The organism is Leptospira alstonii serovar Sichuan str. 79601, from assembly GCF_000347175.1.
In the GTDB taxonomy this organism is placed as follows: Bacteria; Spirochaetota; Leptospiria; order Leptospirales; family Leptospiraceae; genus Leptospira; species Leptospira alstonii.
This window is the reverse complement of the sequence record NZ_ANIK01000056.1, coordinates 87,919-106,601: the sequence shown is the minus strand read 5'-3', so window position 1 is coordinate 106,601 and position 18,683 is coordinate 87,919. Positions and strand designations below refer to the sequence as shown.

Here is an 18,683-nt window from a genome sequence, read left to right as displayed (position 1 = left end):
TATTTTGATTACAAAGCAAACAATTTCTGAACCGCTTTTTCTTCTTTGAGGCCCAAATTTCCGAGCGCGGAAAGATGCAGTTTTGGAATTCCAAAAACGGATTTTGCAAAATCGTTGAGATCGTCCAAAGTGATCGAATAGATCTCTTTCACTCTTTCTTCGTAAGAATAATTTCTTCCGTAATAGAGTTCCATTAAAGCGATCGTATTCATCCGAGATTCTGTCTGTTCGTAACTGATCGAAAGTGTTCCTTCGTGATTGGACTGAGCGTCTCTCAATTCCTTTTCGGAAATTCCATGATCCAAGATCGATTTGATCTCGTCGGAGATCGTTTCCATACAAGTGACAAATTTATCCTTCGAAGTGGAACAAACGATGCTGTTGATTCCCGCATCGGCGTAAGAAGAAGGATAAGCGGTGATCTGATAACAAAGCCCCTTCTCTTCTCGGACCTTTTGAAAGAGTCTGGAAGAAGTTCCGCCGCCTAAGATATGAGTGAATAGACTGGCCTTGGACGCGTTGTGAAACTCTCTCGCAAACCCTTCTCCGCCGAGAATGAAATAAACCTGTTCCAGCTTTTTCTTTTTCGGAAAGTAGCCCCATTTTTTCCTGGGTAAAGAAAGAGAACCGACCTCTTTTTTTTTCTTCCTGGATTTATTAAAATACTTCGCGGCGATCGCAAAAATCTCGTCGGGTTCAAAGTTCCCCGAAATAGAAAGAAACATATTCTCCGTATGATAATACGTATCATAAAAATTGAATAGTTTCTTGTGATTGACCCCGGAAACGGATTCTCTAGTACCGATAATGTCGCGGCCGAGCGAGTTATTCGGAAAAAAATTCTGATAGTAAAAATCGTGAATATAGTCTTCGGGAGAATCTTCGTATCCCTGCAATTCTTCTAGAATCACACCCGCTTCGTTTTCGATATCGGATTGTTTGAGTAGAGGTTCGTAGATCATTTCGGCTAACAGCTCTAAGCCGAGACCGATATGTTTTCCCGCGACAGTTACGTGAAAGTAAGTGTATTCTCTGGAAGTCGCGGCGTTCGTAAAACCGCCGACCCTTTCGATGTCTTCGGCTTGTTCCTTGGCCGTGCGTTTTTCCGTGTCCTTGAAAAGCATATGCTCCAAGAAGTGACAGTAACCCGCGTTCTTAGAAGATTCGTGTCTTGAACCGACTCGAACAAAAACGCCTGCGGAAACGCTGACTGTATGGGGGGCTTGTTGAAAGAGGACCGTAATGCCCCCGGGCAGAACTTTTCTATGAACGAATTGTGAAGGTTCTTGCACCAAGGGCGTTGAGACTGATTACGCTTGTTGTTCTTCTTCGAGGGCGTCTTTTCTGGAAAGGTCGATTTTTCCGGTCTTATCGACGTTCAAAACTTTCACTCGGATGATATCGCCTTCTTTGACGATGTCCTTTACCGAATTCACTCTTTTGAAATCGATCTTAGAGATATGACAGAGGCCTTCTTTTCCGGGAAGAATTTCAACGAACGCACCGAAGTCCGCAATTCGTTTTACTTTTCCTTCGTAGATCTTGCCGACTTCCACTTCCGTGAAAAATCCGTCGACCATCTTAGCCGCTCTTTCCGCGGACTCTTGGTTCGCGCCGGAAATCGTTACTCTTCCATCGTCTTCGATGTAAAGTTCGGCTCCGGTGAGTTCGCTGATTCCGCGGACGTTCTTACCGCCCGGACCGATCAATTCTCCGATTCTATCTTTCGGAATGTTTCTTACGATAATTCTTGGAGCGGTTCCGGCTAACGTGTCGGAAGCCTTGGAGATATGTTTCTCCATAATATCCAGAATATGGAATCTACCTTTTTGAGCTTGAGTGAATACGTTTTCAAGAACGTCGAAACTCACACCGGTTACTTTCAAGTCCATCTGAAACGCTGTGATTCCCTTTCTGGTTCCCGCGATCTTGCAGTCCATATCTCCGAAATGGTCTTCGAGACCGGCGATATCGGATAACACGGCAAACTTACCGGAAGCATCGGAAAATAATCCCATCGCAATTCCGGAAACGCTTCCCTTAATCGGAACCCCCGCAGCCATCAGCGCAAGAGAACCGGAACAAACGGAGGCCATAGAGCTGGAACCGTTGGATTCTAAAATTTCAGATACAACGCGAATGACATAAGGAAATTCATCCGGCTTTGGAAGAACGAGTTTCAGGGCGCGTTCCGCCAAATTTCCGTGACCGATTTCTCTTCTTCCCGGACCGGAAGATCTGCGAACCTCGCCCACCGAAAACGCAGGAAAGTTATAGTGAAGCATAAAGGACTTTTCTTTTTGTCCTTCCAGAGTTTCGTATCTCTGATTGTCGGAACCCGTTCCCAGAGTCACAACTCCTAAAGACTGGGTTTGACCTCTGGTAAAAACGGCGGAGCCGTGCGGACCCGGAAGAGGATTGACTTCCACGGAGATCTGACGAATTTCGTCTAACTTTCTTCCGTCAAAACGGGTTCCTTTTGTGAGAACCTGTTCGCGAACGATTTCGTATTCCAATTCGTGAAGATAAGCTTTGATATCCTTGATTTTTTCGGATTCTTCCACGGTTTGTTTGAAGAATTCTACGACTTCTTTATTTACATTAGAAATTTCTTTATTACGGGAAGTTTTATCGGGAGTTTGATTCGCTGCGGTGAGTTTTGCAAACGCATAGTCCTTCACTTTCGCGAGTAGTTCCGCATCTTTTGTTCTGAGTTTTACTTCTCTTTTAACCACGCCGATTTTTTTTGCGTATTCTTCTTGAAGAGTTACAAATTCAGCGATATGTTTCTGAGCGAAACGAAGAGCGGCGAGCATTTCCTCGTTGCTGAGCTCCTTCGCTTCCCCTTCGATCATAACGATATGAGTTTTGGTTCCGGCGACCACGAGATCCAAATCGGAATTTACGAGTTCTTTCGTAGTCGGGTTTAAAATCAATTCTCCGTTGACTCTTCCGATTCTTGCGCCGCCGATCGGACCGTTGAATGGAATATCAGAAACCGCTAATGCAGCGCTCGCCGCGTTTAACGCGTGTCCGGCCACAGTAACGTCTCCGTCAGCGGAAAGAACCTGCACTTGTAATTGCACTTCGCAGAAATATCCTTCCGGAAACAGGGGACGAATCGGCCTGTCGATGATTCTGGAAATTAAAATTTCATGTTCGGGGGGTTTGGCTTCCCTTTTGAAATAGCCGCCTGGAAAACGACCGACGGAATAAAGTTTTTCGGTATATTCGCAGGTAAGAGGAAAAAAGTCCTGTCCTTCTTTTGCATCCTCGGCCGCACAAACGGTGGCGAGTAAAACTAAATTTCCAGATTTATAAACGACGGCTCCGTGAGCTTGTTTAGCCCAGTTACCCGTTTCTAAAACGATAGAATCACGACCGTATTGGCCGGAAATTGTATGTGCCATGGCTGACTCGCTTACTTACGGAGTCCGAGAGTTTCGATCAGTTTTTTATAACGGTCTAATTCGGTTCTTTTGAGATAATCCAGAAGTTTCTTTCTTTTGCTCACGAGTCTTAAAAGACCGGTTTTAGAATGAAAATCTTTTTTATGAGACTTGAAATGTTCGTTGAGTTCTTTGATTCTCGCATCGATCAGAGCGACTTGCACTTCGGTGGAACCCGTGTCACCCGCCTTGCGGGCAAAATTACTGATAATTGTTTTTTTTCGTTCAGTAGCTATCATATCGTGAATATACCTTTTTACCATTTTTCAGGCAATGGAACGGCTTTAAAGCTAATTTTTAGGAAAGACTCTTAAATATTTATAATCTAACTCATGAATCCCGTGTTCTTCTTTTTTACACCAAGCAAGAATCTCACCTTCCGGTGAAACCAAAAGAAACTCCGTTCCCGGAATCCATTCCAGACTTATCTTTCTACCGTTGAGTACGTTTTTCACCTCCGCACTTGAAATTTCCACGGTCGGAAATTCTAAGATCGATTCCGGCGGATGAATTTTGACATTCCCTTCCAAAAGATTTTCGTACGAATCCGCCTGAGCCAGGCTCAGTTTGCCGATGCTCGTACGAACCAATTTTTCCAAACGAAGCGGAAAACCGGCGCGATCGGAAATATCCATTACGATCTTTCGGATGTAAGTTCCGGCGGAAACTCGGATCTTAAAAGAGATGGATTCGGGCGAAAAGATCCCAAGTTCGTATTGATACACTCGAATCTTTCGAACGGCGGGAACCAACGCGACCCCTTCCCGAAAGAGATCCGACCTTCTTCTTCCGTTTACCTTGAGCGCGGAAACTTCCGGAGCTTCCTGAGTTTCCCAGGTCGGAACTTCTCCAAATAAACCCTTTAGTTTTTCCTGATGTTCCAGGAACCAATTTTCCGTTTCTTCCTTTGAAAGAGATTCCAGGATCTCGCCTTCCTTGTCTCCGGAGTCCGTGGATTCTCCCGGCGTAACCCAGGCTTGGTAAGATTTTTCTTTTTCCAAAAAGACGCTGGAAAAACTCGTGCAGCTTCCTATGGGAAGAATCATAAGCCCGCTCGCGGCTCGATCCAAGGTTCCGGTATGACCGACTTTTTTGAACCTGAGTTTTTTACGAGCGGTTACGACAAGATCCGAGGAAGTCATTCCTTCGGGTTTGTGAATGAGTAAGAACCCGGATTCAGTCCGGATTTGTGGGTTTTCTGGTAAGTCTGAGTGATTCATCCAAACTCTGAATATATTCCTCATCCCAGAGGAATTGCATTCTTGGTGTGATCCTAAGTCCTAACTTTCCGGACAGCGTCGTTTGAAACACGCCCGCGGCGCTGTTGAGTCCGGCCAATACTTTTAACTTTTTTTTGTCTGTACAAATCGCGGTTACAAAGACCCGCATATTCTTTCCGTCATCGGAGATTTCGGCACGATGAACCGAAACCATATGCACCCTTGGATCCTTTACCTTACCCGATAGGATCATCATCGCAACGGTTCGAACTGCCTCCGCTTCGACTTTTTTTCTCCGGATCGGATTCACGGTCCGTTGTTCCTACTCAAGCTTCCGCTTGATTACCGTAACGGTGTAAGCTTCGATGATATCTCCGGACTTGAAGTCGTTGAATCCATCCACTTGGATACCGCACTCGAAACCGGAAACAACGTCGTTCACATCGTCTTTGACCCGTTTGAGAGATTTTAGTTTCCCGTCGAACTTCGTCACTCCGTCGCTGATTACGCGGACATTCGCCGACTTGGCGATTTTTCCGGATGTAACCATACAACCGGCAATATTTCCGACCTTGGATACCTTGAAGATTTCTCTGATTTCCGCGGTTCCGATAACTTCTTCGATCTTTTCCGGCTCGAGAAGTCCTTCCATCGCGAGTTTGATTTCATCCACAACTTGATAGATGATATTGTAATACTTGATCTGAACCTGTTCTTTTTCCGCAAGAGCGATCGTTTTCGGATTTGCACGCACGTGAAAACCGATGATGAGAGCGTTCGAAGCAGAAGCGAGCATAACGTCCATATCCACGATCGCACCCGCGCCGGATTGGATTACGTTCAGCTTCACTTCCGGTGTGGAAAGTTTTTCCAAAGATTCTTTGATCGCTTCCGCTGAACCGCGAACGTCCGCCTTGATAATCACCTTGAGTTCTTTCAATGCGCCGAGTTTGATAAACTCGTTCATGTTCTCAAGGGTTACCTTAGAAGTAGTTCCGGCCGCGGCGCCCGCGTTTCCGATTCTTTCGAACTCGATTCTATGTTGAGAAATATTTCTGGCTTCTTTTTCATCCGCCATCGCGTCAAAAGGAGCGCCCGCATCCGGAACTCCGTCGATACCGGTCACCTGAGCCGGGAACGCAGGTCCTGCTTCCTCGATCAACTGTCCGAGATCGTTGTACATCGCTCTTACGCGACCCGAAAAAATTCCCGCAACAAAAGGATCTCCGACACGAAGAGTTCCGTTCTGGATGAGGACGGTGGCAACCGATCCGCGACCCGGATCGAGTTTTGCTTCGATGATGGTTCCTTTGGCTCTTCGTTTTGGATTCGATTTGAGATCCATTACTTCCGCTTGGAGAAGAATTACTTCTAAGAGTTTGTCGATTCCTATGTTTTCGCGAGCGGAGATCTTGACATACATCGTTTGCCCGCCCCATTCTTCCGATTGAAGACCGTGGTTGGCAAGTTCCTGCATGATCTTGTCCGGATTTGCGGACGGGAGATCAATCTTGTTGATGGCAACAATGATCGGAACTTCGGCAGCTTTTGCGTGACTGATCGCCTCCAGCGTCTGAGGCATAACGCCGTCGTCCGCCGCGACTACGAGGATTACTATGTCCGTAACCTTAGCACCGCGGGCTCTCATCGAAGTAAACGCTTCGTGACCCGGGGTATCTAAGAATGTAACGAGACCGCGCGCGGTTCTTACCTGATACGCACCGATATGTTGCGTGATTCCGCCGGATTCCGTATCGATGACGGAACTTCTACGTATCGTATCGAGCAATTTCGTCTTACCATGATCGACGTGACCCATGATGGTAACGACAGGAGGACGATTGATATAATCTTCTTCGTTATCTTTTTCTTCTTCGTTATCTTTTTCTTCTTCGATGATGGTTTCTTCGTAAAGAGAAACAACTTTTACCTTACAACCGTATTCGTCCGCCAAAAGACCCGCCGTCTCCGCGTCGATGATATTGTTGATCGTCACCATCATTCCCATTTTCATGAGTTTTCCGATGACGTCCCCCGGTTTGAGGTTCATCTTTTTGGCGAGTTCGCCTACTTGCACATTTTCTAATACTGTAATTTCTTTAGGAACGGAGATTCCGGAAACGCCGACGACCTTGGTCTTTTTAAATCTTTGTTTGAAGAATTTCGTGTTTTCCGCGCCGGAAAAATCCCTCTTGTCGGAGGAAGTTTTTTCCTTATCGTGTCCTTTCTTTTTGCTCGCACCGGCAGCGCCTCTCGCTTGAGAAAGTTCGACTTCCGCAGAAGTAATCGGCATCGGACGTCCACCCGGTCCACCGGAACGATTTCCCGGACCACTTCCTCCAAAACGATTTCCAGGTCCAGCTTGTTGACCGGGTCCGCGATTACCTTGGTATCCACCGCCCTGACCCGGACCACGATTACCTTGATAACCGCCGCCTTGTCCTGGACCACCCGGACCGCGATTGCCTTGATAACCGCCGCCTTGACCCGGACCGCGATTGCCTTGATAACCGCCGCCTTGTCCTGGGCCACCCGGTCCGCGATTGCCTTGGTAACCGCCGCCTTGTCCTGGGCCGCCCGGACCGCGATTGCCTTGATAGCCGCCGGAATTAGGCCTTGGGGCCGGCCTGGCAATCGGTCTAGATACGATGATATTGGAATCTTCTCTTTGAAACGGAGAACGAGAGGTTGGATGGGAAGAAGAATCTCCGCCTTGCCGCCCTTGAGGATCTTTAGGTTTAACGGGACCAGAGTCTTGTCTTCTCGACTCCTCGTATTTCCCTTCTTTGGAGGCAGAAGGCGCAGGGCGAACGATCGGCGATTGGCCGGAATCGCCTCTTGAAGGCAATGGTGTTACCGGCTTTGCGGGAGCGGATTCGGCAATCGTTTCTTTCTTAGGAGACGCAGAGGGAGAAGAGGACGAATTTTCGTCCCCTTTCTTTTTTATGATCAGCTTTTTGCGTTTTCCCGCATCTGCCGCGCCCTGAAGCGTTTCCTTGATCGTCTTATTTTTATCTTCCATAATTGATTCCCTGGCTTTCCGAAGTACTAAAAACTCCGGCTCTCTGAAAAACCCATTCGGGTTTTTCAGTTATCCTCCACCCATTCTACGGATTCTCGGAGTAATTTGAGAATCTGTCCGGCTGTCGTATGACCGATTCCTTGCAGTTTTGCCAGATCGTCTTGGCTGTATTCGATCAGGGTTTCCAGATCCTTGATTCCCTCGCTCTTCAAAATCCCGACGATACGGGCCGAGAGACCGGGAAGATCTTCCAGAGGAGTCAGTTCTTCGTCCTCCTCTTCTTGTGCAACCGAAACTTTCGATTCTTCCGAAGGTGTATAGAAAAGCCTTTCCAACCTTTCCCTCGCTTCCGGAGACGCAAGTTCCGCGTTGTACTGTGCCACGGTTTTGATATCGATTTTGTAACCCGCCAATTGAGATGCGAGTTTCACATTGGATCCGTTGATCCCGATCGCAAGAGAAAGTTGATCGTCCGGAACGACTACCATAGCCTCTCTACCCGAACCGTCCACCTTCACTTCCACCGGTTTGGCGGGAGAAATCGCGTTTGCGATAAACTCGGACGGGTCGTCGGATGCTTCCACGATGTCGATTCTCTCGTTTCCGAGTTCCCTTACGATCGATTGAATCCGAACTCCTTTCATTCCCACACAAGCGCCCACAGGATCGATGTCCCCACGGGTCGCGCGTACTACTACTTTGGTTCGGATGGAAGGTTGTCTGGCTACGTTGATGATTTCAACGAGACCGTCGTATATTTCGGGAATTTCCATTTCGAAAAGTTTACGAACGAAGTCTGCGGACGCTCTCGAAAGAGTAATGACCGGAATCGGTTCTCTCGGACGGAGTTCCACTCTTTGAATGATTGCTTTGAGTCTATCCCCGCTGTGGTATTTTTCACCCGGGTTCTGCTCGCGACGCGGCATGATTCCTTCTACCTTGCCCAAGTCGATACTCATCGCGTCTTTTTTCCATCTCTGGAAATAACCGTGAGTGAGTTCTCCTTCCTTCGCCTTATACTCGTTATAGAGAAGTTCCTTCTCCATATCTTTCAGTCTTTGAAAGACCATTTGTTTGGCTTGGCTGGAGATAATTCTGGAAAGTTCCACCGGTTTTTCACGGAAAGAAACAACCGAGCCGATCTCGGCGGCTGTGTCGATCGCTTTAGCATCTTCTAAACCGATTTCGAGGGCGGATGAAGGAGCTCCCTCTACGACTTTTTTAGCGATCGCAATGACTACGCTATCTTTACCGGAGGCAAACTCTACCGTAACCGGAGAAGGTTGTTCCGATTCTTCGGATTCTTCCAAACCTTCTAGGCCGGACTTTTTCTTATATGCGGTTATGAGAGAATCTCGAATGACTCCCATAACGGCTTCCCGATCGAGGGATTTGTCCGCGCAAAATTGTTGGATCGCTTCCAACAGATTTCCTTCCGATTGTGTCTTCTTAACTGCCATATCAAATACTTACGTAAAGATTCCCTTTCAGTATATCCTTGAGGTTCAGGGTCGTCTGCTTTTTTACGGCAGTTTTTTTTCCCTTTTGGAATTTTTCCAGAATCAACCGATCACCGTCCCGATTCACGATCCGAAAAATTCCTTCCTGGGGCTTCTCTGATTCTTCGGATTGAAAAACCAGACGAACCGGTATCCCCCGGAAACGATCCAGGTCTCCCGGAAGGTCAAGTTTCCTTTCCGCCCCTGCGGAGGAAACTTTAAGAGTGTAGTCCAGATCCGGTGAGATCCGTTCTAACTCTTCTTTCAGTTTTCTGGAAACTTGCTCACATTCCAGAAGGCTGACTGAACCATACGGATGTTCAAGATTGTCCAAGACAACCTCGATCAACGAGTGGTTAGGCCTTTGGTTGACCTTTAATGAGTACAGCTTAACAGGCAAAAACAGGACGCCATCCAGAATACCATTGATTTCTTCCCTGCTTACTGTCAAACCCCGGCCTTAGAGAGAAAACTCAAAAATGAATGAATTTTTCCTGATATCCTAATCAAACTATTCAAATTTAGCTACAGTGTAAAGTAAAAAAACCCGGCGTTCTTAAGGCCTTAAGAAATCCCAAGGATTATTGCTTGTTTTCCAATCAATGTGTTGGAATGGTATCGTTACATTCCAAGTTCCTATCGGATAACAGGCTTTCATGAGAAATCTCCATTCCAATTTCAGCATTCATTTCGGTATAAAAAGACGAGCCCGGATTTTTTTCTTTGGAATCGTTTTATTCGGCGTATCGATTCTAAGTTGTACTCGTTTCAAAGTGGATAATTACAATTCATATCTTTACGGAAGAATCAAATTGGGAAACACTCTCTCCGACGTTCAAGCGAAAATTTTGAACGGAGTTCCGACCAATCTGCCTCAGACGATGCCGGTAGTTTCCAGTAAGATCTACGTTCCCGACTTCGATCAGTCTCTGCTGAAAGTATTTTCCACGGACGGTGAATTAAAATTTATGTTGGGAACTCTCAAAGAAAAAGTCGGCGATAAATACAAATTGATTTCGGCGAAGATCGGAAAGATAGGACTCGTTGCGGTTAACGCCGACGAGGAAATTTATCTTCAATCCAGAGCGGGAAAGGAAGGAAAAGAGGAACAACCCAAAGTAGATCCGACAACCGAAGATATCTTTTTGAAAAAGAGCGGATCGTTTGATACGGAATATAAAGAAGCTATTCCATCCGTCATTCTTCATTTTTCGGACGCGGGTAAACTTTTAAATACGATCTATGTGGAAGGGATTTCCGGGAACACTCCGTTCGGTTATATCGAAAGAATGGAAGCGGGAGACGACGATCTTCTGTTTGTGTTTCATAAACAAAACGGAGAAATGAAACTTTCCGCATACGAAAACGGCGCCCTACTCCGATCGGTAAGCGCCTCCAACTTTTCGGAAATCATTTCCGATACGGAAACCACACAGGCGAGATTGGAAACGATCCTTCCTCATCTCGAAGGAAAATACGCAGTCGCATCTTTCAGCGTTTTCGATAAGAAAAGTTCCAGATTCAAGTCGCGCAAAATTTTCAAGTACGATTTCGAAACCAAGGCCGCGATTCTTCTCAAAGAAATTCAAGATCCGTCGGAATCCTTATATTGGATCTTAAAAGATAATAATTTTTTCGTCTGGGAAACCGAAACCGAAGAGGAAAGTTCGATCCGACTTCAGGTTCACGACGACGACGGAACTCACGTCAACAACATCCGACTCAACTATCTTCCTCCGAGAGGACTTTGGAGAGAAACCTGGATGGACTTAAACGACGAAATCTATTCCGCGAGAATCAAGTCCGGTTATCTGGAAATCCATAAATGGAAATAAAGTTTTTCGAATATTCAGAATCTCTGTTTGACGACGAGGAAAGCGGGGATCTGGATCGAAAAACGATTTTCTCGACAGGAATTTCCGGATCTCACTTTATGGGTTTTGCCGCCCTTTCCATCTATCAAAAATACGAAAAAAAAATCGGTTTCTACGACCGAGTTCAAATTCTCTGCGGAAACGGCAACAACGGTGGAGACGGACTCGCACTAGCATTTTTTTTGATCCAAGAAGGAATAGAACCGGAAGTTTATCTGAAAGACGGTAATTTGTCGGAAGAATCCGAATTTTATAAAAATGCGTATTTGAATTCGGGAGGTCATATCCTCCCTTTGGAAAGTTTCGAAGTTTTACCCGGAAGCGAAACGATATTTCTCGTCGACGCGTTACTCGGAACCGGGTTTCGTTTTCCCTTAAAAAGTCCTGTCGACGTCGTCGTATCCAAAATCAAAGAAAACAAACGAAAAAATCCCGATAGAATTTTCATCCTCAGCATCGACGTCGTATCCGGTTTTAACGAGGACTTACCGCTTCCTTTTGAAGCGGACGCGTTAGCCGAAATTGGTATGAAAAAATGGAAAAACCGTTTTTTACCCGGCAAAGTACGGAAAACGTTTCACAAAATAGGTTTTCCGATCGGAAAAAGTCTTGATCGAACCTACCCTATCTCTTACACGATGGAAAATCCCATCGTGCCCACCGGCAAATTCCTTTGGAAAAAAATCCCGTTTAGAATTTTAAAAAACACGTTCGGAAGAGAAGAGGATTCCCATAAATACAAAAACGGTTCTTTGGTTTTAATCGGCGGCTCTCAGGGAATGTCGGGTGCGGCTCTTTCTTCCTTGTTCGCCTTTCACGAGTTAGGCGGTGGAATTTCTCTTCTTTTGACACCCTCCGAAAAAACGGTTCGGGCCGTTTTAAAAAAAGATCCTTCCTGGATGGTGGATACGATCCCCGAAGTTTCAAAAATTATGGATCTTCCTTTCGTTCGAAAAACATCCGTTTTTCTTTTAGGTCCGGGTTTAAATACGCAGGAATGCCCGATCCTCTCCTTACCCAAGGAAAAATTCTGCGTCTTGGACGCGGGAGCGATACAAACCTACGCAAATACGATGTTACACGAAAAAGTCCTGATGACCCCGCATACGGGAGAACTGGAAAATCTTTTGAATACGAAAATCAAATCGATCGGACAAGGAATTTCCCTCGCCAAAGAATACGCTCGGAACTTTAAGACGAACCTTTTGTGGAAAAGACATTCCTCTTTTCTAATAGACTCGAACGGCTCCGTTTTCCTTTGGGAAACACCGGAGCCGAAATTGGCCGTGATGGGAACGGGGGATCTGTTGGCCGGAATTCTTTGTTTTTTTCTTTCGAGAGGTTTTACGATCTCCGAAACGGTTCAACTTTCGTTTTCTTTGCTGAACCGAGCCGCAAAAAAATCAAAAGGTTTTCCGACCGCATCCGAAATCCGTAAACTACTAAGAAAGGGAGGAAATTGAGATGGGCGGCGGTTATCATTCTCGTTCTCCGGAAGAATTTAGAAAATTCCTGGAAGAAAGTAGAAAACAATCCGGCGGAGGCAGATTTTCGAGAGTACGTTTGGTCTTTATCTTAAATTTGGTTTTAGTCGTTTTAGTAATCGGCATGGTCGCTAGAACGTTGAATCCGGGTGCGTTTACGATTCAGTCTTCTTCTCCCAAGTCGAAAATGGAGTCCACTACCTTGTACGTCAAATCCAGCCGAGAAGGTAAGGACGGTTTTCCAACCTTTTTCTTGTTTATGAAAAACGAAAACGATTCCGCCGAAATCCGTTTTCCGGATCCGACTTGGAACTTTAGAATTCTCTTAAGTGGAAAAGAGGGTCTCAATTGTCTGGATACGGTTTGGGAGGTTCCAGAAAGAACCCTGCATCCCGGCAAAATCGAATTCGATAGGTTTCGATTGAAGGACGAGGCGATCGATTCCCTTCCTCCCGATTGTAAGGTAAAATCCTCCGAAAGTTTTTTGGAAAGAATGTTCAGAAGATCCGGTTCTAAGAGCGGCTTAAAATTGGAAGTGATCGTTTCTCATAAGGAAGACCGCAAGATCCTGTCGATCGAGAATCTTTAATTGTTAGAATTGAATAACATAAACTATACTCCCGCATCAGAAATTGACGAGCTATTCATTAAATCTTTACTTATAAGGTGTAACCTTCCATATAAAGATATACTGCCGAGAAGTTTGAAAAATTTTATTTGATATATTCTATTCTTATTATAGGAAAATTCTTAGGTATAATAGTATCAAAGATGACAACTACGCCTAACTGCGGATTAATGCTCCCCGCTAAAATAACGATTTTGATGTTTTAGTCTGAGTTATGGCAATTAATTAATCTTTGACAAGTAGACAAGAATAAATATAATTTCAAATATGAAATCGTATTCGGTTGGCGAGCTTAAATCGTATTTCTCTGAAGTTTTAGAATCGGTTAAAAATGGTGAAAATGTAGGAATATTATATGGAAAGGACAAGAAGCCGATTGCCATGATTGTTTCTGTGAAAAGTAAAAAGGAAGGGAAAAGAAAAATAGGATTATTGGATGGAAAGGTAAAAATTTCTTTCTCTAAAGATTTTGAAATTTCCGAAAAAGAGTTTATAAGTTAATATGAAGTATTTGCTTGATACTCATGTAATTCTTTCGGGAATCGGTTCATCTAACTTACTAAGTAAAAAAGTTAAAGCGACTATCGAAAATTCGGAAAATATGATCTACGTCAGCTCAGTTTCTCTTTGAGAGATTTCACTGAAAGTTATATTAGGAAAATTTAATACTTTCGGAATGAAGCCATCGAAAATCCCAGAAATTCTCTCTAAATCCAATATTGAAATTATAAATCTTGAATCAGCCGATGCGAGCACATACGATCAATTAAAGGTTACGTATCATAGAGATCCATTCGATAGAATGCTAATTTGGCAATGTATTTTAAGAAAGTTTACATTGATAAGTAAAGATTCGGAAATGAAAAAATATAGATCGCATGGATTAAAAACGCTTTGGTAAAGCTTGCACCTTCGGCTTCTCGCGGCGCTCCAGGACCGCAAACGTCGAGGAGCCTATTTCGTTATGCGAACACAGGCACTTAAATTTTATTTGACAATTATTACTTTCGAAACAATTATTTCTTATGCCTTCAACGAAACAACAGGCGATCAATCTTATTAAAAGTTTACCGGATGATACGTCTTTTGATGATATTATGGAAGAACTTTACTTTTCTAAAAAAGTTCAACAGGGCTTAACTGAGTTGGATAATAATAAATTTGTGCCTCATGCACAAATCCTCGAAGAAATTAATAAATGGCGAAAGAGATAGTTTGGTCTCTAAGAGCCAAGTCTGATTTACAAGATATTTACGATTATATAACTAAAGATTCTGAAATCTACGCGTTAAACGTAATAAATAGAATTATCAATACGGTAGAAAAAATTCCTTCGTTTCCATTAATGGGGAGGGTGGTCCCTGAATTTAATATTGAAAACTTAAGGGAACGAATTTCGGGGAATTATCGCATTGTTTACCGTGTAAATAAATTTCTAAACATTGAAATTGTTACGATTCATCATTCAGCAAGATTGTTAAATAATCCCTGAAGGAATTGTTGGCATCTTCGGCTTCTCGCGGCGCTCCAGGACCGCAAACGTCGAGAAGCCTATTTCGTTATGCGAACATCGTATATTTTAATGTCATGCATAGTTTGAAAACAAAGAGATCCTATGATAATGGTAAATACAAAAAAACGAAAGTATAAAGTTCATAAACCGCTATTCTATTTACTCATTTCTATTTTCATCCTGAGTCGTACAACATACTCCGATGTACCGAAAACATCGGATAACAATAGTTCAACCTTTCATAAACAGGCCGTTGTTCCCGAAGATCTGAACATCTACAGGATGACGTTATGCGAAAGGCAAAAAAAAATCCGTCGGATTCATTTCCCTTTCCGAATTTTAAGGGTTGGAAACCGGATTTCTTTTTTTTCGTGGAATCGGCGTTTTCTTTTCTAATTTTGGGAACGAATCCGAATCTGCCTTTTCTCTCTGAATGGTTTCCAAAAACGTCTGGATGTCGCCTAACACCATTTCCCTATGTTCCGGAAATTCGTTCATCAACTCGTGATAAAATCCGGGATAAATTTTGATTCTTTTGTTTCTATAAATTAGATTTTTATAAAGTTCCGTGGAACCCTTTACGTCCACAAGTCCGTCTTCCTGTCCGTGAAGAATCAGAACCGGGCATCTAAGTACGTTCGCCTTTTTGATCAACTTAGGTCCGATTTCCAAAAGTTCGGCCCCCATTCGTAAGGAAACCTTTCCGTGAACGAGAGGATCCTGTTTGTATGCCTCGATCACATCCGGATCGTGGGAAAGATAGTTAAGATCCAATTCCGCATCCACAATGGTAGAAGGGGAAATTTTGCTTAAAAGACTCGCCGCGAATTTCTTGAGTTTCTTTTTAAAATCCATTTTCACCATCAGCGCGGGAGAACCGAGAATCAACCCGAGGACATTGTCTTGATTGATCCCTTCCTGCGTATAACGAAGAGTAACCGCTCCGCCGAGTGAATGCCCTAAAAGAAAAAAACGTTCCTTTTGTTCCTTTTTGAGAACCTCGGAAACGAAATCGGAAAGGTCTCTCACGTATAAATCGAAAGAGCCTGCGTGCCCTCTTTTTCCCTCCGAATTTCCGTGACCTCTCATATCGAAGGAATAGAAGTTGATATCGCTTTTTACAAAATAACGAAGTAAGTTCGCATAACGCCCGCTATGTTCTCCAAAACCGTGATGAAAGATCATCAATCGGTTGGCGTTCGGCCTCGTCCAGGATTGGCAGTATAATTTTGATTTATCGGAACTGGATAGAATGTAGAATTCTTTGTGGTGAAAGGTCATTGTTAAAACCGATTTGTTTGGAAGAAAAGAATCATTAAAACCATATGGGTCAACTAAATATTATAAAACCGATCAAAAACGGTTTTTTTTCATCCGGATATCGTTTTTGCGCAAAATGAATCGAGGATATGTCTATGTCTCGTCGGCTGGTTGTCCGGTTGTATCGATTCGAACGGGAGATTCGAATTCTAAAGAGAACCACTAAACGCATCCGTTTCGATATTTGGATATGCACAAAACGCTGTTATAAAGCATTCTATAATATAGATTTTCAAAAAAATGCAGGATTTTAGAGGTTCCCTAAAATCAAAGTTAAAGTTTCCTTGAGTTTTCTCCGCTTCCTTCATTGTTTGGATTCGTTTCCTGGAAATCGAAAACTCGTATAAAAATCGGAGAGAATATGGAAAAAAGACCCTCGGAGAAAAGTCTTCTTCGCTTTTTTGGATTGGGAGAATTGGCAAATCACGGATGGAACGCAATTTTAGCGTTCTGGATGATTATGGGAATGGCTTTTTTCCTTTTCGCGGATCAGAATCTAATCGCGCCTAACTTAAAAAACATCGGAGCTTCTTTCGGTCTGGTCGATTCGAAAGACGTGGATTGGTATATCGGCGGAGTCATTCCGATCCTATTCTTCATCTTAGGCGGAGCCGTGTCCGTTAGTATGGGTTATTTATCCCAAAAGTATTCTCGAAAAAAACTCATTCTCTTTTCCGTTTTTTTGGGAGAGGTTCCTTGTTTTCTTTCGGGATTTGCGACGGATTATTCGGAATTTGTAATTTATAGAACTCTTACGGGATTCGGTCTCGGAGGAATTTTCCCTCTTCTTTTTACGGTCCTAGGCGATTATTTTTCGGACAAATCCAGATCCACCGCCGCGGCTTACGTTTCTCTTTCTATGGGAATCGGTCTCGGAGTCGGTCAACTTCTCGGAGGAATTTTAGGAAACGCGGACCCGATCAACGGTTGGAGAGCGAGTTTTATCTATCTTTCCATTCCTTCTTTCTTTTTTGCGATCATCTATTGGATTTTCTGCAAGGAGCCGATCCGAGGCGGAGGAGAATCGGAATGGTCCGGAATCGCGGATAAGTTTTCCGAGGAAAATTTTCATCTTCGTTGGAACGACGTTAGGCTCCTTTTCCGAAACAAAACGAACATCGGAATCTTCCTTCAGGGAATTCCGGGTTGTGTTCCTTGGGGAGTTTTTTTCGTATTCTTGGTCGATTATTACGAAACCTCCTATCATCTCGATAAGGCGACCGCGACGATGCTCTTAACGTATGCCGCAATCGGAGTTTTTGCCGGTACGTTTTTAGGCGGAGTCATCGGACAAAAAATCTACAACTACAACAAAAGATACCTTCCCGTCTTTTGTATGTCCAGCATCCTGCTAGGCGTTTTACCTTGTATCTACCTTTTGAAGGCGGAGAATATAGCAAACTCGGGACTTTTTATCCTAATCAACATCGTCGCCGGGTTCATCATCTCCGTTACGGGGCCGAACGTCAGAGCTACATTAATCAATGTGAATATTCCAAAAAATAGAAGTAGTATGTTCGCGCTTTACAACCTCACCGACGACTTGGGAAAAGGACTCGGACCCGCGATGAGCGCGGTGATTTTGGGTCTGACTCCGGGGGATCGTTCCCTCGGACTTTCCATCTCCGTCCTTTTTTGGATTCCCTGCGCCCTATTTTGGCTGATCGTTTTGAAAAATTTTGAAAAGGACGAGAAAGACGTACATGAATATCTGGTCTCGGAAGCCAAAAAAATCAAAGAGGCGATCTAATTGGACATTAAAGCTTTCGACGTTTATCTTTTCGACATCGAAGGGACCACGACTCCCATCGAGTTCGTTCATAAAATTTTATTTCCGTATTCGGTCGGTAAGTTCGATTCTTTTTTCCGATCGAACTCCCTGGAGAAAGAATGGATCGATAAGTTGATCGAAGAAGGAAAGAACGATACGACGTTTCCGGGGAAGATCAAAGAAGGAACAAACGATTTCGCTGATTTCGAAAAACTTTCGGATTCTCCCCAAGACCTGAGCGATTATTGTAAACATCTCGTTTCTTTGGATCGTAAGAGCGGTCCTTTGAAAGAAATTCAGGGTAGGATTTGGAAGTACGGTTATGAAAACGGAGAACTGAAAAGTTCCCTGTTCGCGGACGTTCCTTCGTTTTTAAAAAGGATTCAATCCGCCAAAAAGAAATCGGCCGTTTATTCCTCCGGAAGTATTCAGGCTCAGAAATTAATTTTTACATTTTCCGAGTCCGGCAATTTGAGCGGATATTTTTCCGCTTACTTCGACACCGGAGTCGGCGCTAAAAGAGAATCTTCGAGTTATTTCAAGATCGCGGAACAACTCGGTGTCGCGCCCGAAAAGATTTTATTTTTCACCGATATCAAAGAAGAAGCGGACGCCGCTGTGAAAGCGAAACTCAAAGCCGCAATTTTGGAACGTCCCGGAAACTTTCCGCAGCCTTCCCATTCCCATCCTAAGATTTCTTCTTTTGAGGATTTGAGTCCTTAAAATTCCCATCCGCCGGAGTCATTTCCGGTGCGATCGTATGAGTTCCCACATTTCGAGTAAATTCATCGTCTCCCCGGGCTAGGAGTTCCTAGATTTTATGTCCCGATCGAGAAACTTCCGAAGGCTAATACGGCTTTAAACCGGTCCTGCCACTTGAAACGTCGGAACTACACGGTTCGC

Annotated in this window: 17 protein-coding genes and 2 pseudogenes; 10 read left to right on the top strand and 9 right to left on the bottom strand. The window is 44.1% G+C overall.

Features of this window, described 5'->3' with window-relative positions:
* Positions 1 to 8 precede the first annotated feature (8 nt).
* From LEP1GSC194_RS12330 to rimP, 8 genes are all read right to left on the bottom strand, one after another.
* On the bottom strand, positions 9 to 1,292 hold the full coding sequence (locus LEP1GSC194_RS12330; RefSeq protein ID WP_020773893.1) for a M16 family metallopeptidase: 1,284 nt from the start codon (positions 1,290 to 1,292) through the stop codon (positions 9 to 11).
* 18 nt (positions 1,293 to 1,310) lie between these two features.
* A complete protein-coding gene (pnp, locus tag LEP1GSC194_RS12325) occupies positions 1,311 to 3,410 on the bottom strand; it encodes a polyribonucleotide nucleotidyltransferase (protein ID WP_020773825.1) in 2,100 nt (699 codons plus the stop codon).
* Between the two features lie 11 nt (positions 3,411 to 3,421).
* Positions 3,422 to 3,688: a 30S ribosomal protein S15 gene (rpsO, locus tag LEP1GSC194_RS12320; protein ID WP_020773807.1), complete on the bottom strand. Its 267-nt coding sequence runs from the start codon at positions 3,686 to 3,688 to the stop codon at positions 3,422 to 3,424.
* 51 nt (positions 3,689 to 3,739) lie between these two features.
* Positions 3,740 to 4,669, bottom strand: a complete 930-nt coding sequence (gene truB / locus LEP1GSC194_RS12315; RefSeq protein ID WP_036042592.1) for a tRNA pseudouridine(55) synthase TruB — start codon at positions 4,667 to 4,669, stop codon at positions 3,740 to 3,742.
* On the bottom strand, positions 4,626 to 4,979 hold the full coding sequence (rbfA, locus tag LEP1GSC194_RS12310; RefSeq protein WP_020773805.1) for a 30S ribosome-binding factor RbfA: 354 nt from the start codon (positions 4,977 to 4,979) through the stop codon (positions 4,626 to 4,628). The genes truB and rbfA overlap by 44 nt, the downstream gene beginning before the upstream one ends.
* Before the next feature lie 12 nt (positions 4,980 to 4,991).
* A complete protein-coding gene (gene infB / locus LEP1GSC194_RS12305; protein ID WP_020773815.1) occupies positions 4,992 to 7,691 on the bottom strand; it encodes a translation initiation factor IF-2 in 2,700 nt (899 codons plus the stop codon).
* Between the two features lie 65 nt (positions 7,692 to 7,756).
* On the bottom strand, positions 7,757 to 9,151 hold the full coding sequence (nusA, locus tag LEP1GSC194_RS12300; protein WP_020773811.1) for a transcription termination factor NusA: 1,395 nt from the start codon (positions 9,149 to 9,151) through the stop codon (positions 7,757 to 7,759).
* Position 9,152: 1 nt separating this feature from the next.
* Positions 9,153 to 9,641: a ribosome maturation factor RimP gene (gene rimP / locus LEP1GSC194_RS12295; RefSeq protein WP_081605093.1), complete on the bottom strand. Its 489-nt coding sequence runs from the start codon at positions 9,639 to 9,641 to the stop codon at positions 9,153 to 9,155.
* 205 nt (positions 9,642 to 9,846) lie between these two features.
* Here rimP and LEP1GSC194_RS12290 point away from each other — a divergent pair, with 205 nt between their 5' ends.
* From LEP1GSC194_RS12290 to LEP1GSC194_RS21450, 8 genes and pseudogenes are all read left to right on the top strand, one after another.
* The gene (locus tag LEP1GSC194_RS12290; protein WP_017808646.1) at positions 9,847 to 11,025 is read left to right on the top strand and encodes an LIC_12708 family protein; all 1,179 of its coding nucleotides are present in this window, start codon (positions 9,847 to 9,849) and stop codon (positions 11,023 to 11,025) included.
* Positions 11,016 to 12,527 (top strand): bifunctional ADP-dependent NAD(P)H-hydrate dehydratase/NAD(P)H-hydrate epimerase, encoded by a 1,512-nt coding sequence (locus LEP1GSC194_RS12285; protein WP_020773834.1) that lies wholly within the window; start codon positions 11,016 to 11,018, stop codon positions 12,525 to 12,527. The genes LEP1GSC194_RS12290 and LEP1GSC194_RS12285 overlap by 10 nt, the downstream gene beginning before the upstream one ends.
* Position 12,528: 1 nt before the next feature.
* A complete protein-coding gene (locus LEP1GSC194_RS12280) occupies positions 12,529 to 13,137 on the top strand; it encodes a hypothetical protein (protein ID WP_020773877.1) in 609 nt (202 codons plus the stop codon).
* A 306-nt stretch (positions 13,138 to 13,443) separates the two neighbouring features.
* Positions 13,444 to 13,677 carry a type II toxin-antitoxin system Phd/YefM family antitoxin gene (locus LEP1GSC194_RS12275; RefSeq protein WP_020773890.1) on the top strand — a complete coding sequence of 78 codons (234 nt, stop codon included), beginning with the start codon at positions 13,444 to 13,446 and terminating at the stop codon, positions 13,675 to 13,677.
* A 1-nt stretch (position 13,678) separates the two neighbouring features.
* Positions 13,679 to 14,077, top strand: a pseudogene (locus tag LEP1GSC194_RS12270) (type II toxin-antitoxin system VapC family toxin).
* A 124-nt stretch (positions 14,078 to 14,201) separates the two neighbouring features.
* The gene (locus LEP1GSC194_RS12265) at positions 14,202 to 14,390 is read left to right on the top strand and encodes a hypothetical protein (protein WP_020773867.1); all 189 of its coding nucleotides are present in this window, start codon (positions 14,202 to 14,204) and stop codon (positions 14,388 to 14,390) included.
* Positions 14,375 to 14,668 carry a type II toxin-antitoxin system RelE/ParE family toxin gene (locus LEP1GSC194_RS12260; protein WP_036042590.1) on the top strand — a complete coding sequence of 98 codons (294 nt, stop codon included), beginning with the start codon at positions 14,375 to 14,377 and terminating at the stop codon, positions 14,666 to 14,668. The genes LEP1GSC194_RS12265 and LEP1GSC194_RS12260 overlap by 16 nt, the downstream gene beginning before the upstream one ends.
* A 123-nt stretch (positions 14,669 to 14,791) precedes the next feature.
* Positions 14,792 to 15,026, top strand: a pseudogene (locus tag LEP1GSC194_RS21450) (hypothetical protein); the annotation flags it as partial.
* A gap of 2 nt (positions 15,027 to 15,028) precedes the next feature.
* Here the strand turns inward: LEP1GSC194_RS21450 and LEP1GSC194_RS12255 are convergent.
* On the bottom strand, positions 15,029 to 15,970 hold the full coding sequence (locus LEP1GSC194_RS12255; RefSeq protein ID WP_020773862.1) for an alpha/beta hydrolase: 942 nt from the start codon (positions 15,968 to 15,970) through the stop codon (positions 15,029 to 15,031).
* Between the two features lie 400 nt (positions 15,971 to 16,370).
* Between LEP1GSC194_RS12255 and LEP1GSC194_RS12250 the strand changes: the two genes are divergently transcribed.
* Both LEP1GSC194_RS12250 and mtnC read left to right on the top strand, forming a co-directional pair.
* Complete coding sequence (locus tag LEP1GSC194_RS12250) at positions 16,371 to 17,759, top strand: MFS transporter (RefSeq protein ID WP_036042613.1); 1,389 nt, start codon at positions 16,371 to 16,373, stop codon at positions 17,757 to 17,759.
* Entirely contained in the window at positions 17,760 to 18,503 is a 744-nt protein-coding gene (gene mtnC / locus LEP1GSC194_RS12245) for an acireductone synthase (RefSeq protein ID WP_017808182.1), read from the top strand.
* The last annotated feature ends 180 nt before the right edge of the window (positions 18,504 to 18,683 follow it).

Excerpts from the sequence above, each read along its gene's own strand:
- pnp (WP_020773825.1), bottom strand. The coding sequence starts at position 3,410 with ATGGCACATACAATTTCCGGCCAATACGGTCGTGATTCTATCGTTTTA.
- rpsO (WP_020773807.1), bottom strand. The coding sequence starts at position 3,688 with ATGATAGCTACTGAACGAAAAAAAACAATTATCAGTAATTTTGCCCGC.
- truB (WP_036042592.1), bottom strand. The coding sequence starts at position 4,669 with ATGAATCACTCAGACTTACCAGAAAACCCACAAATCCGGACTGAATCC.
- infB (WP_020773815.1), bottom strand. The coding sequence starts at position 7,691 with ATGGAAGATAAAAATAAGACGATCAAGGAAACGCTTCAGGGCGCGGCA.
- nusA (WP_020773811.1), bottom strand. The coding sequence starts at position 9,151 with ATGGCAGTTAAGAAGACACAATCGGAAGGAAATCTGTTGGAAGCGATC.
- LEP1GSC194_RS12290 (WP_017808646.1), top strand. The coding sequence starts at position 9,847 with ATGAGAAATCTCCATTCCAATTTCAGCATTCATTTCGGTATAAAAAGA.
- LEP1GSC194_RS12285 (WP_020773834.1), top strand. The coding sequence starts at position 11,016 with ATGGAAATAAAGTTTTTCGAATATTCAGAATCTCTGTTTGACGACGAG.
- LEP1GSC194_RS12280 (WP_020773877.1), top strand. The coding sequence starts at position 12,529 with ATGGGCGGCGGTTATCATTCTCGTTCTCCGGAAGAATTTAGAAAATTC.
- LEP1GSC194_RS12275 (WP_020773890.1), top strand. The coding sequence starts at position 13,444 with ATGAAATCGTATTCGGTTGGCGAGCTTAAATCGTATTTCTCTGAAGTT.
- LEP1GSC194_RS12265 (WP_020773867.1), top strand. The coding sequence starts at position 14,202 with ATGCCTTCAACGAAACAACAGGCGATCAATCTTATTAAAAGTTTACCG.
- LEP1GSC194_RS12260 (WP_036042590.1), top strand. The coding sequence starts at position 14,375 with ATGGCGAAAGAGATAGTTTGGTCTCTAAGAGCCAAGTCTGATTTACAA.
- LEP1GSC194_RS12255 (WP_020773862.1), bottom strand. The coding sequence starts at position 15,970 with ATGACCTTTCACCACAAAGAATTCTACATTCTATCCAGTTCCGATAAA.
- LEP1GSC194_RS12250 (WP_036042613.1), top strand. The coding sequence starts at position 16,371 with ATGGAAAAAAGACCCTCGGAGAAAAGTCTTCTTCGCTTTTTTGGATTG.